This is a genomic window from Prolixibacter sp. NT017, from assembly GCF_009617875.1.
In the GTDB taxonomy this organism is placed as follows: Bacteria; Bacteroidota; Bacteroidia; order Bacteroidales; family Prolixibacteraceae; genus Prolixibacter.
In genome coordinates, this window is sequence record NZ_BLAV01000001.1 from 2,500,474 (window position 1) to 2,514,744 (window position 14,271).

Genomic DNA, 14,271 nt, shown 5'->3' on the forward strand with positions numbered 1-14,271 from the left:
CGTTTTTTTATTTCGACAAGGTGATGTTTAAGCCAAATGTAAACCTCCGGGCCTGAGGATAGTACCCGTTATCAATACCCGCATTAATCGGGTCCCAGGAACCAACTTCAGGGTCCATACCAGAATAGTTTGTGATAATAAAGGCATTGGTTACATTCGCATAAACCCGCAAAGAATTGATGTGGATCCGTTTCAGCAGGTCCCTGGAGAAATTATACCCCAATGAAATGCTTTTACACCTTACAAAAGACCCGTCTTCTATAAATTTGTCGGAGAACCTCATGTTATCGTTTGTATTGTCATTTCGAACTCCCGGGATTTCCGTGTGGGGATTAGTAACAATGACATTGTAAGGATCAGTATCTGAGCCCTCAGGATCAATTAATTCAAGTTTGGCATAATTGTTTAATGTCCGGAAATAGCCATAACTTGATCGTGGATCTTCAGCAGTAACGCGCAACTGATTAAATACCTTATTACCGATACTGGCACTGAAAAACATGTTTAAGTCGAAGTTTTTATAGGTAAACGTATTGTTGAATCCCAGTTGCACTTTCGGAATTGGCGAACCTAGATATGTTTGGTCCTTCTCATCAATTATTCCGTCACCATTCAAATCTTTAAACTTGAGGTCGCCGTACCAAATACTACCTGAGGCATTTGCAAATGGTAGTATTTCGCCATTTTTCGATGGCCTGGCGTGGGGCTTAATGCCCTTTTCTTCATCGCCGTAAACATCAACGGCAGATGCAAATACACCGCCATCAACAACGTACCCGTAAAAATCGCCAATGGACCGTCCAACCACCGTCTTACTGTATTGGCCCATGATCGGCGCCCCTTCAGCATTCAGTTTTAATACCGTATTGATGTTACGCGATACAGTCAGGTCTGTCTTCCAGGTGAAGTTCTTTCCCTTGATATTGGTGGAACTGATCCTGAAATCAAATCCTTTGTTTTCCATCGAACCCACGTTTACCCATGGTGCGTCCAATGCTCCTGGACTCCAGCTAATTGCGGTTCCGGAGTACATGGGCAGCGATGTTTGCATGGCCAGCCCGTCCGTTTTTTTCAGATAAAAATCGACCGAAAAATTCAATCGCCAGTTAAAGAACGTTCCGTCAAGTCCAATGTTGGAACTTTCGGTTTGTTCCCACTCCAGATCGGGGTTTGCAATGTTTTGGGTAAGCTGCGATACCGTACTTACACCGGTCGGCACGGTGGCCAGTGTTGACGTGTAGACGTAATTACGCCCGGCCTGCCTGTTGGTCAACCCGTAGCCCAGGCGCAGCTTCAGTTCGTTAACAGCTTTCGAATCTTTCAAAAAGTTCTCATTATTGATTTTCCATGCCAACGCGCCGGAGTATGACAAAATCCAGCGGTTATCTTCGGCATACATCGATGCCCCATCTTCGCGAATGTTTCCGGTAAGTAGGTATTTATCGTTAATCCCCAAATTCAACCGGCCAAAAACCGATTCTTTAGAACTATGGATTTTTGCCCCCCCGTTCGTTGCGGTTGTAGGATCGCCCCCATCAATGACCTGCACATTGTTGGATGGGTAATTTTTACGGGAGGCTTTTAACGTTTGCGATTTATCCAAAGATGCCTCATGTCCGGCCATGGCCTTTACACTGTATTTTTCGGCAAACAGGTGGGAATAGGTAAGGTAATTCTTTAACGAGGTATACACGCCCTCACTAAAGTCAGAAGAGCCCTCGCTTATAAGTCTTTCCAGGTTCCCCATCTTGTAGGATGGCTGAAAGATATCCTGTGTGGCTATAGTGAAATTCCCGGCAGCTTCATTGCGCAGCACCAGGCCTTTGGCAAAGGTAATTTCGGCGTAGAGGTTGCTAAAAACCTGTTTCCGGTTGACCTCATCTTTATTAATTAACGCGATTGCGTAAGGGTTTACTTTTTGAGCCACCCAACCAACAGTGCTGGTAGAGCCTCCCCAACTGCCATCGTTGTTCTGTACCGGAATATCAGGTGTTTGCTCCAGCGCTGCCCGAACTACGCTACTGACGGTGCTATTGATATTCTCATCGATATTTACCATTTGAAGACTGGAGCCTATTTTTAACCAGTCCGTCGTTTTATTGTCCAGGTTTAAACGGAACGAAATCCTATCAAACTTCGAGCCTAACGCAATCCCTTCCTCGCTCTGGTAAGATCCCGACAGCAAATACTGGGTCCGCTTATTACCTCCGCTCATAGTAAGCGTGTGTGATGATGTAGGAGCGTTCCGGAACATGACGTCCTGCCAGTCGGTTCCTTTGCCCAGATATTTAGGATTAGCCAGCTCAGGCCGTTCGTCAAACCCCCAGCCAATACCGGCATTCCGTGCATTGACAAAGGTGGCAAATTCCTGCAGGTTCATCACCGGAAGTTTTCTGGTCAATTGTTGCGTACCGGCAGAAAATTCATAGGTAATTTTAGGAGGGGCTATCCGGCCTCTTTTGGTTGTGATAATAATAACACCATCAGTACCTTTTGATCCATAAATGGCTGTGGCGGACGCGTCTTTCAACACGTCAACCGATTCAATATCCGAAGGATTTATCCCGGCCAGAGGGTTTGTACCGGTTCTGTAAGAGTCTCCCGGGGAAGCAATTCCCTGCAGTTCCACCCCATCCAACACGTACAAGGGGCCAGAACTACTAAAGCCGGTTATCCCGCGAATTTGCACTGATACCCCACCCCCAGGCTGTCCGGACGCCTGCGTTACCACCATCCCCGGAATCCTTCCCTGGAGGGATTGCTCAATGGTTACCGGCTGCGTCCGGGTGATTTCATCGGCGCTAACAGATGATATCGCGCCGGTAACATCCTTTCGTTTTACCGAACCATAGCCAACGGCAACGACTTCTTCCAGTCCGATAGCCTCTTCTTCCATTGTAACATCTATTTTCCTTCTCCCATCGACCTTTATTTCGGTCCTTTTCATCCCCACGAAGGAAAAAACGAGAACACCATCTCCGGGAACATCTCCCAATGAATATTTTCCATTAGCATCGGTGATTGTTCCACGATCTGTGCCTTTTATTATAATGCTAACACCAGGCAAAAACTCTCCATTGCTCTGAGATTTTACGACCCCGGAAATTGCAATGTTTTGTCCGAAGGTAGGAACGCCCCATATTACCACTAATAAAATGACATAGAGACTCCTAATTACAGCCCCACGCCATATTAAAAAACTATACGTTTTTTTCATACAACATAAATTTGGATTATTAAAATTAGCTTTTAGTCAGCTCGAAATCAGCCGCAAATTAGATCCAACAACATCCACAGAGGGGCTGCCATGTATTTTATGAGGGATGGTGATGTGTTATTTGAAAAATCACACCAAAAAAAAGAGAAAGATCGTTTTAAAAACAACCTGTCTCCCAGCCAAATAACAAATTATACTCGTTTATAGAGAATCATTATAGTCTATAGCAACATTGTTCCGGGTTTCCCGAAGAGTGCCACCATCAACGACAAGAATAAGCTGTAGCGTATTTTCAGTCAGGCTTCGTATCATCATTTTCATCCAGTCGTCACCACGGGCCCCCTGGACGCCTGTTACCCCGTCATTCAAAACATGTGCGCCAGGCACCTGTAATTGTTCATCATCCGGGAACAACATAAACGCACCGGTTGCCTGTTCTCTGGAAAACATAATCATGAAACTAACCGATCATGAAATTAACCGGTCCGTTAGCCTCGGCTACATCTGTACCATCCGAATTGGCCAGCGACGTGTACTTTTTATTGACATAACCAGGATACTTGCGTTGATCCGGTTTATTGGTATGCCACATATAGGACATCTATGTCTTATTCGGGATTATTTAATTGGCGCAAATAATCAGAAGGAGAAAGACCAAATTCATTTTTGAAGTTTACAGAGAATCTTTTAGGGGAGTTGAAGCCGACTGCGTAGGCAATTTCGGCTATATGTAGCTGACTTTTCTCCAAAAGCTGGCGCCCGCGTTTTAAACGAATTGTGCGGATAAACTCAGCGGGCCCTTTACCTGTAATGCTCATTAACTTCTTATACAAATGCCCCCTGGTAAGACCAACGGCAGCACTAAGAGCCTCAACAGAAAATTCTACATCCTCAATGTGTTCTTCCACAACCTTAATTGCCTTATCAATTAACTGTTCATCTAGTGGAGTTATCGTGATTTCACTAGGAGAGACATCCATTTTCTGGCTAAAGGAGAGGTGACTTTTTTTAGTCCATTCCATAAATTTTCGGATGCGCAGTTTTAGTACATTGAAATTAAATGGTTTGGTCAGGTAATCATCCGCGCCCAACTTCAGACCTTCGATTTGATATTCTTCGGCCGTACGGGCAGTCAGCAAAATAACCGGAATATGCGACCATTGTACGTCTGTTTTTATTCGGTTGCAAAGCTCCGTTCCGCTCATAACTGGCATCATCACATCGCTTATAACAATGGAAACGTCATTCTTTTCCAACATCCCCAGTGCTTCTTGTCCATTAAAGGCAACCAACACAGTGTAATCATCCGATAGGTTATCTGCCATAAACTCGCATAAGTCTTTGTTATCATCAACAAAAAGCAATACCGGATTGGTTGGATGATTTTGGTCGTCATACTCTTCTATTAATTCTTCTGCCGGCTCTTTTTCGGCATCCAATTCTTCAATTATCCCGTCGGCTTCTAAAATTGGAAGCTTAAAAGTAAACACAGTACCTTGAGAGTTATTATCCATAACCTCAATCGTTCCTTTGTGCATTTGAACGTACTCTTTTACAATATGTAAGCCTATTCCACTGCCGGTTTTATCCTGTTGTTTTTGTGAGGCCTGAAAAAATCGTTCAAAGACATATTTCTTCTCCGAATCGTTGATACCTTGTCCGGAATCAGAGATACTAACGCATATTTGATCTTCCTCCCGGAAAACATGAGTACTAACACGTCCTCCATCGGGTGTGTATTTGAATGCATTGGAAAGTAAGTTGAATAATATCTTTTTAACTTTGTCCCGATCGAATTGCATGGGTTGTTTTTCAATTTCACTGGAAAAAGAAAAGTCCATTTTACGGTCAATCGCGTAAGCATTAAAAGGAACACAGATTTCTTTAACAAAATTAACGAAATCGCCCACTTGCAGGTGCAAAGTTTCAGCTCCAACATCTAATTTGCGAAAATCCAGTAATGTATTGATCAATTGCAGAAGTTGCTCCGCATTTTTATTTATTGTATTTAGCTTTCTTCGCAAACCATCCTCAACCTTACCACTCAATATCGTTTGCAAAGGTGTAAGAATAAGCGTAAGTGGAGTTCGCAAATCATGACTGATATTGGTGAAGAATCTCAATTTCATTTCGTTCAAGTATTCCTTCTGTTCCCGCGCCAGCAACACCTTTTGTCGTTCCAGCTTTGTCCGATGCCGCTTTCGGATTCGATAAAAAGTAAAAACAATCAGGCCAATTACCAATACTATGTATATTGATATTGCCCAACCGGAGAAATAGAATGGGGGCGTAACCGTAATATCCAAAATAGTGGCTTCATTATTCCATACACCATCACTATTACAGGCTTTGATAAAAAGCTTATAGTCACCAGGGAATAATGAAGAAAATGCAACTTTATTTTCCCGAGTCGTAATCCACTGATCATTAAAACCTTCCAATTTATACGCATATTTTACCCTTTCAGCGTTAAGTAAATCTCCGGTAGTAAACTGAAATGCGATGATCTTATCTTTGTAACTAAAAGTCAATGAAGAGGTTTTCTCCATAGAGCGATTCAACAACTTTTTGCCATTGTACAGTGAATCTACCTCGATAATATGGTTTTCCACACTCAATCCGGTGAAGATTACTTTGGCAGGAAGTTGGTTCTTTTCAGTCAGTTTATTTGGATTAACAATGGTATACCCTTCGGTCCCGCCTAAAAGAATATCTCCATTGCTGAGTTTACAAATAGAATGATTGTTAAAATAGTTTCTTTTAAGCCCATCCTTAGTGGAAAAATTCCTGCTTGAAATTTTCAACACGCCTTGCGCATCACGCTCTACAGAAAGAACTGATAATCCGTTGCTTGTTGTAACCCACATTTTTCCATGTCCATCCTCAACAATACCTCGAACAATGTTATTACACAAGCCGTTTTTTTGATCAAAGTTATAAAGTGTGTCTTTCTTCAAATCCCACAATGTCAATCCTTTCTGGTGCCCTAGCCAAATGACGTCTCTATTGTCTTTAAACACCGTTGTTATCAACATTTGCTTGTATGTCTGAGTCCACCGGTAATTTCCCATATAAGTAATGAGTTTACCGGAAGTAATATCAACAACATCGAGCCCATAAGTCGTCCCAACGTACAATTTGTCCCCGCCATCGTAGTACATATCCATAGCATAGCTTATGTTTTTGGGAGCCATGATGAGCGAATCCAGATTCGCACCGTCTTCACGAAAACACAGTAATCCTCCCCCAAGGGTCCCGATCCACAAATTCCCAAAGCGATCTTCCTTTAAACCCCAAATATCATTGGAGGTCAGCAGACTGTTTTTCTTGGTAAAATGTTTAATCTTTCCATTTTCGTAGCAAAACAGACCGTTTAGGTAGGTTCCAATCCAAACACGTCTCTTCCGATCCTCCACTAACGAGACAATGGCATTGTTCTGCATGGGAATTTTTTCCATTTGGCTTTTGAGGGCATCTTGTTTCATATACAACCCATTTCCATCAGTTCCCAGCCAGACACGGCCCTTCCGGTCTTGCATGATCACGCTGACATCCTTACAATCCGCATTGGCAACGTTCGTGAACTTGTGAAAGCTATCATGATAATACGAAATCCCCTTTTTGTTGTGTCCCATCCAAATCACCCCATTGTCATCCCGGAACAAACACGTTACATTGTTCGATGCGATAGAGGAATTTACCTCTTCATGCAGTAAATTGGTTAATTTACCGTTGACTGTGTTATAAATAAACAATCCAGCATGGTCCGTACCTATCCAAATATTTCCGTTATCATCATCCAGTATATCCAGCACAATATTATTTTGAACTTTCAAAGAAGAATTCAGAACTAATTCTTTCCAATCCGAATGAAGATTTTTCCGATAATAAACATGGTTGGTCTTGTCGGAATAGAGCCAGACCCCACTATGACTATCGACATATATTTTGTTGTACATGGCAAGAACTTCCGGTTTAATAAAGTCCTTTAAATCCAGTAATACCTGCGCCCCTGTATGTTTGTCCAATTGCAAAAGCCTCCCCGATTTCAGGATGCCATACAAATAATGTCCGTCGTCGCTAAACTCCGTTGTAACGATCTCGTCAATCCAGGCTTTTATCGCGAAAACTTTCAGTTTCTTTTTACGGGTATTATAAAAAAACGCCTTTTGCTCACTTAGCACCCACAGGTCTTTCTTTTTGTCTATATAGATTTTGTAATTGCGATCGACCTGGATGCCTAATTTTTGAAGCAGGTTCGGAATATCAGTGACAAAATAATCCTTATCCCTTTTGTAAACCGCATAGCTGTATCCGCTATTTATCCATATATTTCCAAGACCATCTTCCTGTAAACCCAAAATATTGTCTGTCAGCAACGAGTTAGGCGACTCCGGGGCCATGGTATATACTTTAAATCCGTATCCGTCGTAACGGTTTAACCCGGATTCTGTTCCTATCCAAAGGAAGCCCAAACTATCCTGTAAAATGGCTTGAACATTGCTGTTGGAAAGTCCGTTTTCGGTTGTTAGATGATGAAATATATACGAAGGTTGTCCTATTCCCTGAAACGAAACAGTAAAAGTTAAGATCAGCAGACACCATAGTTTTTCAATACGTCTTATTCCCATCGTCATTATATTGCAGGAAAAACATTTCAAGATATGAACAATAAGTTTTAATGGCCATATAGAATGGCCATGATTGAAAGTTTATTTTCATTTAAGTTTGGCGTTCACTAAATCATCCTATCTTACTAATTACTTTACAGTTATTCAAAGCTATTGCGAAGTATCTCCTGATGAATTCCCCAGTTGCAAAATATATTCGCCAGCCTCAATATTCCAGCCTTTCATCGTTTCATCATAAAAAGCCAGTTCAGAGACCTTTACATTCACCCCGATTGTTTTTGATTCGTCCGCCTGCAGGAATACTTTTTCAAAAGCTTTAAGTTCTTTGGTTCAGGCACCTTTTGGCTTGTACAAAAAACTACATGGCATGCCAGGTCGTGAAATTTATAAAGATTTTTTTCATCCGTTACCAATTTCAGTTGTCTTCCCGAAAATCGGGATTAACCTTTAATCGGGAATAATCATACAATTGTGTAGATGAATTCAAGCCAGTAGTTTTCAGCATAAGCATGACTACCTACGCGTTACAAGGAACAACAGGAACACAATTATTTACTTGATGCCGTATCTTTAAAAGTAGGATGCAACTTCCATTTCTACACATGGATTGTCAGTTTGTGTCCGTCATAATGTACCTGCTGTCCCTGCGCATCGGGGTCAAAAGCTTTTGGGTTTTCTTTACCTACCGGGACAATAACGAATGTTCGCTCCTTCAGCATTCCCTTGAATTGACCTTCTCGTTCTCCAATGGTCAGGATTCCGTCTGCATCGTTGTAGCTGAACGGAATGTTCGAATAAGCACCTTTTTCGTAATCGTAATTTACACCTTGGTCTTCGTAAAGCGTAAAATGACCATCCTGTCCGCGATAAACATACAGGACAATCTTTTTCGGCAGCTTCTCATTGCTGTATTGAAGTGCTGGTCCAACCGGGATAATAGCCCCTTCATGCACAAACAATGGCATACGGTTGTACGGAGCATCCACTGTTAAAGACTGCCCGCCCTGAATCATTTTTCCCGTATAGAAATTGTACCAGTTGGTGCCTTTCGGGAAATAAACCTTGCGGCTGCGTGCCTGGTAAGTATAAACAGGACAGACCATAAATGCCGGCCCAAACATATACTGGTCGCCAATGTTTTCAACGTTTTTGTCGCCGGGAAAATCCATAACCAACGGTCGCATGATGGTGTAATCATCGAACCAGGTCATTCCGGCCAGGGTATAGATGTATGGCATCAACCGGTAGCGCAATTGGGTGTAATATAAAATGGAATTGTAGGTAGGGGTACCTTTGGGAGCAATGTTCCAGGGTTCCCGATAAGGGTACTGCCCGTGTGCCCGGTATAAAGGAGCAAAAGCACCGAACTGGTACCAACGGGTATTCAGTTCCCGCCACTCTTTGTAATCAGCATCCACTTTGCCTGTTCGGTTATACACCATCTGCCCTTTGACGTACCGGTCTTCGACACAGAAACCGCCGATGTCCATGGTCCAATACGGTATACCGCTGATGGAGAAATTCATTCCGGCTGCAATTTGTGCTTTCATATCCTCCCAGCGGGTAGCGATATCACCGCTCCAGGTAGCCGTTGAGTAATGCTGCAGTCCGGCAAAGCCCGAACGTGTTAACAGGAAAACACGTTTGTCGGGAGCCACCCCGCGTTGTCCGTTATAAATCGCTTCGGCGTTCATCAACGCATATGCATTGAAATACTCGGTGGAAGGCCCCAAAGCCGTCGGGCCGCACAACTCTTTCCGGTACTTCATATCAGTACAGTCTAGAATATTCGGCTCGCTGGCATCCATCCACCAGGCATCAATCCCCAACGGGTATAAATTGTCGTACATCTGTTTCCAGAACAATTTCCGGGCTCCGGCCGAATAAGCATCATAAAATGACCCCATATAACCGGAGCCAACCCAGTCTCGAATACTATCTTTTACGGCCTGCATGTACATCCAACCATGCTTCTCGAATTCCTTGAAATGCTTGGTCGTCGCATAAAACTTGGGCCATACGGAAATCATCATATAGGCGTTCATGGCATGAATGGAGTCGACCATCGCCTTCGGATCCGGGAAACGGCTCTTATCAAATTGGTGACTTCCCCATTTTGTTTCCGGCCAGTAAAACCAGTCGAGTACAATGTTGTCAATAGGAAATTTGAGCTTCCTGAATTCTTTCAGGGTACTGAGTATTTGATTTTGGGTTTTATATCGTTCGCGACTTTGCCAGAATCCCATCGCCCACTTTGGCATAATTTGTGACTTTCCGGTTAGTGTGCGGTAGCCTTTGATGACTTCGTCCATGGATTTGCCATATACAAAATAGTAATCCATTTTCTTGTTCATTTCGCTCCACCAAACCTGGCTGTTTTGCTCATCTTTCGGAAGTGGGGTTTCCACCTGTAACCCGCAATACGATTTACCTCCGTCAGGTCTCCAGTCAACACGAATCGGAACACGTTTTCCGGCTTCCAGGTTGACTGTGAATTTGTAACTATTGGGGTTCCATGCGGTGCGCCAACGCTCCGGCACCTCCAATTTATTATCCACGTACACTTTTACATACCCTGCATAATATAATATGAGGCGATATGGTCCGCTATGTGGTGCTTCAATTTCCCCGGCATAGGTTACATGGGCATTTTTTAAAGGGAAATTCTCCGGCAAATTCCTGACGGTTTTTATGTCCTCGAAATAAAGGGAATCTTCTGTGCGTACCAGGTTGGGTCTGGCTTTAGTCAGCGAAACATAGGTTCCGGTCAATCCTCCCGGCTTTCCATTTTCATCGTATAACTTAAAAGCCCGGTTCAGCTGCTGGTAAGCGCGACTGTCACCAAACCGGCTCAGTGAATAGCTGTCCCACAACAATCCATAATTCTTGTTGGAAACGATAAAAGGCACCGAAACCTTCGTATTGTACTGAAACAGTTGTTCGCTTTTCCCTTTGTAATTAAACTCGTCGGACTGATGTTGTCCCAGACCATAAAAAGCTTCGTCAGCCGGCGAATCAAACAGTTGCCGGATGGTGTAGCCTTTTGTTCCATCGACGTCAATCGGGGTAAAGGTTCGGCCTCCCCCCTTCTTTTCGGCCAGAATAAGCTTGCCTTCTTTATCTTTGAATTTGATTCCCCCATCTGCTTTGGAGACCATGACATTTAATTTCTTCGTGCTTAACCGGATGGAATCCCCTTCATCGTCCACCGTAAAAGGAACAGTATGCAAGCCGGGAACAATAATCAGGCTCGAATCCTTTGGAAAGTTTTTATCCGGAGTAGCGGAAACGTGAATCAACTCATCTCCCAGAACCTGCAAACGAACCTTGTGGGTGGCCGTTTTTCCGTCCTGTTTAAGATTCACAACAATGCCATCGTTCAACTCTTGATACTGTGTAGAAGAACACGAAGCGAATAGAAGTGCAAGTAGCAGGTTTAGATATATGATTTTCCCTTTCATCGTCAATTAGGTTTTTAGAAGAATATTCGGCCAGCTAAATTCTCAAGAAAAAGACAAATACAGGGAGTACAAATGTTTTCAATAGGTGGAGAAAATATCTAAACAGGAAATTTTTCGCCATTCGCAAAACATACGACCTACATCCTATTAATTTATCATCCAACACAATACCTCTTACACACATATTATCTCATCGAAAATGCCAGCGATGGCTTTCCTGACATTCGCTTTAAACCGGAGCGCTCTCCCCAGAAAAGAGTAGATAGCAACATTCACGTCTAAAAAAAGCGGTGACCTTCAAACGGCACCGCTTTTTCGTAAGGCTTTAATTCTGCTTACCCGACCAAGTGTGCGTCCAGTGTAATTTCAAAACTGAGCGCCTTACTCACCGGACAATTTTCCTCTGCACCTTTGGCAATCTTTTGGAATTCGTCTTCACCAATGCCCGGCACTTTGGCCCGTAACACCAGCGCCGACAGAGTGATGACACCATCCTCGATCGTTACCGTCGATTCGGTATCCAACTGGTCCGGAGTATAGCCGGCTTCAGCTAAATCACCACTCAGCTTCATCGTGAAACAACCAGCATGTGCAGCTGCCAACAGTTCTTCGGGATTCGTACCCTTGCCGTCAGCAAACCGGCTGTTAAATGAATAAGGGGTCTTTTCGAGTGTTGCGCTTTTGGTAGTCAGCGTTCCTTTTCCTTCTTTAATAGTACCGTTCCAAACGGCAGATGCTTTACGTTTCATAATGTGTATGTTTTTTGTTTTTAATTTTTTGATGGGACAAACCGGGATGTATCTCAGCACATAAAGTGTAAAAAGGTGATGATTGTGAGAGAAAGATAGCAAGCCAAAACAACTATCTTCTCAGTAAAATCTTAAACCGATTTCAACAAGTAATCATGTGCTAAGTCTAGCCGGACTCCACGCCGGCTTTGTTCGTCTGATTGGGACAGATGAGCATCCATCGTAATAAGTCCCGTCTTTTTTCATCGCTCAATGCAACGATGCTTAGTTCACAGTTTTAAATTTTGGCTTCTGCCTCTTTACTCTACTCAACAAAGAACCATAGCAAATGATGTGCGAAACAGTGATTTTCTTCCCCGAAAACAGAAAGTCGCTATTTTCGGGGCCTTCAATCAATTGCCTTTACCATTTCATCACGAATGACAAAATATGACCCACGAAATAATTTTGTATAAACAACAAAAGCACTCAAACCCGGGGGTCTGAGTGCTTTTCTCTATCAGGTGTTGTGTGCCCAGAACAAGACTCGAACTTGCACGCCGAAAACCGGCACCAGCCCCTCAAGCTGGCGTGTCTACCAATTTCACCATCTGGGCAGAATGTACACTTTCGTTTTGTTGAAATATTCGAAAGTGATGAAGAACTTTTGCTTCAAAAAATGCGGTGTGCCCGGAACAAGACTCGAACTTGCACGCCGAAAACCGGCACCAGCCCCTCAAGCTGGCGTGTCTACCAATTTCACCATCCGGGCATTTTTCAATAGCGGTTGCAAATGTAAAAATTTTTGGAAAACATGAACATGTTTGCCTCCCCTTTTTTGCAACTTTTTCGCCTGCTAGCGCTCGTAATCCCGTTCGAATTCGACCCGTTTTACCGTCCCATCCTTTGAAACATAAAACCGCGTTGTCTCCGTTTTGGTTGCCGGCGGACTCGCAAACTCATCATATTGAAAACTTCCGGTATTGATGCGGGCCTTCCCAAGGTTCTTTTCACGGACATAAACCATTACCTTTTCACCATTGGCACGATTCTCTACGCGAGTAGGCTTTCCTTCTGACAACTGTACCTGTTCCCACTTCTTCCCTTCATAAGCCCTCGTTAGTTTTCCCTGCATGGTGCAACCTGTCAGCAAGGCCAAACTAAGCGCAACCAGTATTAAAATCTGCTTCATCAAGAATGTTTTTCTCACTATGCGTTGAACGGTAAATTTACGAAGTACTGCGGATTTCACAAGGAAGGTGCCAAACAAAAAAGCCGGCATAATTGCCGGCTTTTAAGTGCCCAGGAAAGGACTCGAACCTTCACGGCCTTGCGGCCACTAGTCCCTGAAACTAGCGTGTCTACCGATTTCACCACCTGGGCATATCCCTAAATAGTTGAATTACAAGTGCCCAGGAAAGGACTCGAACCTTCACGACCTTGCGGTCACTAGTCCCTGAAACTAGCGTGTCTACCGATTTCACCACCTGGGCATTCTTATTCTCAGAACGTGTTGCATTGCGTTATTTGCAATTGCGGGTGCAAATATAAATGATTTTTTAGTTATTGCTAACCTTTCATCCAAAATTTTCGCCTTACATACCGCCATTTTTCTGCTTCTCCCGCCTTTCTTTCAGAGCGCCAAAAACTTACTCCTCCAGTTGGTTTTGCCCCTCTTTTCTGTTGAAAAAATGAAACGTTTATTTGGAAATATCGGAATCTTTTATGAACATTTGTTCACTTCATTTTTTTCAATTGACAACAATGTTTCACCAGAAATTAAAATAACTGAATATCATGAAAATTGCCATACCAACCATGGATGGTGTTACCATTTCGCGCCATTTTGGTAAAACCAGAAAATTTAAAATCGTCGAGATAGAGAACTATCAGGTCGTAAAAGAAGAAATCCGTGATAACAATTTCACAGGACACGCAAAAGAACATTTCAGCCTGGATACTTCGCAAATTCAGCATGAACGTCACCACGATGAAGAGCATCATCATTCGCATGAGCATGACCATCATCACGGTCATTCACATGAAGGAATTTTCAGAGCACTGGAAGGTGTGGAAGCGGTTCTTTCAGGAGGAATGGGACAGCGTCTCTATCAAGACTTCACGGCCCGTAATGTGGAGGTTGTCATTACTGACGAAAACAATATTGATGCGGCTGTACAAAAATTCATTAAGAACGATTTGCCGCACATCGACCGCTTTTGCCAGCATTAAAA

General features: G+C 43.2%; 8 protein-coding genes, 4 tRNA genes and 1 pseudogene. 1 reads left to right on the top strand and 12 read right to left on the bottom strand.

The annotated features are described in order from the left end of the window. Positions 1-7 precede the first annotated feature (7 nt). The 12 genes and pseudogenes from GJU87_RS10255 to GJU87_RS10310 form a co-directional block, all read right to left on the bottom strand. Positions 8-3,217 carry a TonB-dependent receptor gene (locus tag GJU87_RS10255; RefSeq protein ID WP_153639439.1) on the bottom strand — a complete coding sequence of 1,070 codons (3,210 nt, stop codon included), beginning with the start codon at positions 3,215-3,217 and terminating at the stop codon, positions 8-10. 201 nt (positions 3,218-3,418) lie between these two features. Next, complete coding sequence (locus tag GJU87_RS10260; RefSeq protein WP_153639440.1) at positions 3,419-3,667, bottom strand: hypothetical protein; 249 nt, start codon at positions 3,665-3,667, stop codon at positions 3,419-3,421. A 10-nt stretch (positions 3,668-3,677) separates the two neighbouring features. After that, entirely contained in the window at positions 3,678-3,818 is a 141-nt protein-coding gene (locus GJU87_RS10265) for a hypothetical protein (protein WP_153639441.1), read from the bottom strand. Between the two features lie 7 nt (positions 3,819-3,825). Then, a complete protein-coding gene (locus tag GJU87_RS10270; protein ID WP_153639442.1) occupies positions 3,826-7,854 on the bottom strand; it encodes a two-component regulator propeller domain-containing protein in 4,029 nt (1,342 codons plus the stop codon). A gap of 144 nt (positions 7,855-7,998) precedes the next feature. After that, positions 7,999-8,163, bottom strand: a pseudogene (locus tag GJU87_RS10275) (fibronectin type III-like domain-contianing protein); the annotation flags it as partial. Between the two features lie 281 nt (positions 8,164-8,444). After that, positions 8,445-11,309 (bottom strand): TIM-barrel domain-containing protein, encoded by a 2,865-nt coding sequence (locus GJU87_RS10280; RefSeq protein ID WP_153639444.1) that lies wholly within the window; start codon positions 11,307-11,309, stop codon positions 8,445-8,447. A 335-nt stretch (positions 11,310-11,644) separates the two neighbouring features. Then, positions 11,645-12,058 (bottom strand): OsmC family protein, encoded by a 414-nt coding sequence (locus tag GJU87_RS10285; protein WP_153639445.1) that lies wholly within the window; start codon positions 12,056-12,058, stop codon positions 11,645-11,647. A 511-nt stretch (positions 12,059-12,569) separates the two neighbouring features. After that, positions 12,570-12,654, bottom strand: a tRNA-Leu gene (locus GJU87_RS10290). A 70-nt stretch (positions 12,655-12,724) separates the two neighbouring features. Next, positions 12,725-12,809 (bottom strand) — tRNA-Leu (locus GJU87_RS10295). 84 nt (positions 12,810-12,893) lie between these two features. Beyond that, positions 12,894-13,229 (bottom strand): hypothetical protein, encoded by a 336-nt coding sequence (locus tag GJU87_RS10300; RefSeq protein WP_153639446.1) that lies wholly within the window; start codon positions 13,227-13,229, stop codon positions 12,894-12,896. A 107-nt stretch (positions 13,230-13,336) separates the two neighbouring features. Further along, a tRNA-Leu gene (locus tag GJU87_RS10305) sits at positions 13,337-13,420 on the bottom strand. Positions 13,421-13,446: 26 nt separating this feature from the next. Further along, a tRNA-Leu gene (locus GJU87_RS10310) sits at positions 13,447-13,530 on the bottom strand. 304 nt (positions 13,531-13,834) lie between these two features. On the opposite strand from GJU87_RS10310, the gene GJU87_RS10315 reads away from it, so the two are divergent. Continuing rightward, positions 13,835-14,269: a NifB/NifX family molybdenum-iron cluster-binding protein gene (locus GJU87_RS10315; RefSeq protein ID WP_153639447.1), complete on the top strand. Its 435-nt coding sequence runs from the start codon at positions 13,835-13,837 to the stop codon at positions 14,267-14,269. Positions 14,270-14,271: the final 2 nt, after the last annotated feature.